The 1,652-nt window shown below is 39.4% G+C and carries 2 protein-coding genes; both read left to right on the forward strand.

Translation table 11 applies throughout. From position 1 onward, the window contains the following. The first annotated feature begins 59 nt into the window (after positions 1–59). The gene (locus ACKLNX_RS00075) at positions 60–449 is read left to right on the forward strand and encodes a hypothetical protein (RefSeq protein WP_412970768.1); all 390 of its coding nucleotides are present in this window, start codon (positions 60–62) and stop codon (positions 447–449) included. 339 nt (positions 450–788) lie between these two features. Beyond that, positions 789–1,235, forward strand: coding sequence for a hypothetical protein (locus tag ACKLNX_RS00080; protein WP_412970769.1), 447 nt, complete (start codon positions 789–791; stop codon positions 1,233–1,235). Positions 1,236–1,652 lie beyond the last annotated feature (417 nt).

The following is a 1,652-nucleotide window of genomic DNA, read 5'->3' on the forward strand; positions in this document are numbered from 1 at the left end:
AGCTGCACCCATAAACTTGCCCTCTATGCGGGGTGTTATGCATTTAGTATGAATACGAGATGAAATTTAGCGGCAGTGGAATATTTAAACATATCTATGAAGACCCGAATCGAATTACTAAATTCGAAGAGCGAGTAGTGATCACTAAAGCATCTTCAGAAACTGAAGCTGAACGACAAATTCTCGCTGATTTCAAAGAATACGCTCAAGATGGTATCGTATTTGTCGGTGAATTCACTATAGCTGAAATCATTGAAAGTGAAACGGTCACTGAAGTTTCTAGCACTATGCGCATCTATCATGGCTCTGATGAAGAGTACCTTTCGCTGTATTGGTATGACCTACAGCCTGAAAGTTGTGATGAAAAAGGCTGGAAACATGCATGGTATAACCAAGGCTCTGGAAAAAGTGCTTGCTATAACTGCCAAGAAATAAGAAATAAGAAATAGGGCTTTGTGGTAAAACTGCATAACAAAAGACTATGGCGCAGGCTCGGTCTTTCAAGAGTCCCTCTCATCTGTTTTTAACGAGTTAATTTCGGGTTCGCGAGCATTGGCTGTTTGGTCTTCGCTGATTAACATCAGTTGTTGTTTGGGATTCAAACGAGTATATTTTTACCTAAATGGTTAACGCAGGGAGACATGGATTGTTTTATCAAAATAGTAGTAATTCAACCAGTTATAACAAACGCATCAGTTCACTCCCTTCGGTCGCTGGGACAACTTTACGGGCGCATTTCGCTTCGCTCAAAAGCTGCACCCATAAACTTGCCCTCTATGCGGGGTGTTATGTCAAAAGTTAGCGAAAATATTTTTTTATTTGTGCTTTTAGTTTTCGGACTATCCCTCTCTTATTTGAGGTTAGGCCAGGAAGCGTTTGGTTTCATTTTGTGGAGACATGGTACTTCAGATTTGATCTTCACTATCTTGTGGGTAACAGGCTGCATAGTCGCTTTATTTAGAGAGAAACATTACATCCTTGATCACCTTACTGTTTTGTTTATCTCGTTTGGAATGGCAATTACTTGTCACGGGCTTTTCGTCAGTTTGTTTTACGCTCGTGCAGAGAGCAATTCATTGATTGCAATAATTACCTTCTTACTATTAGTTTTTGCATTGTTTTATTTAAAAGTCAGTTCTAAAAAATACGCGCTTCAATTTACATCTTTTATAGTGTTGTTTAGTTTGTTTGCAACATATCAACTTAACAGTTTGTATGATTCTCATGGGTGGTAGCAAAGAGCTATTTCGGCTCGTTCTTTCAAGAGTGACTCTCATCTGTTTTTAAAACGTTATTTTCGGGTTCGCGAGCATTTGTTGTTTGGTCTACGCTAGTCAACATCAGTTGTTGTTTTGGATTCAAACGAGTATATTTTTACCTAAATGGTTAACGTAGGGAGACATGGATTGTTGTATCAAAACCACACCAACATTCAGCAACATAACAAACGCATCAGTTCACTCCCTTCGGTCGCTGGGACAACTTTACGGGCGCATTTCGCTTCGCTCAAAAGCTGCACCCATAAACTTGCCCTCTATGCGGGGTGTTATGCATTTAGTATGAATACGAGATGAAATTTAGCGGCAGTGGAATATTTAAACATATCTATGAAGACCCGAATCGAATTACTAAATTCGAAGAGCGAGTAGTGA

Source organism: Glaciecola sp. MF2-115 (assembly GCF_047250385.1).
Lineage (GTDB): Bacteria > Pseudomonadota > Gammaproteobacteria > Enterobacterales > Alteromonadaceae > Glaciecola.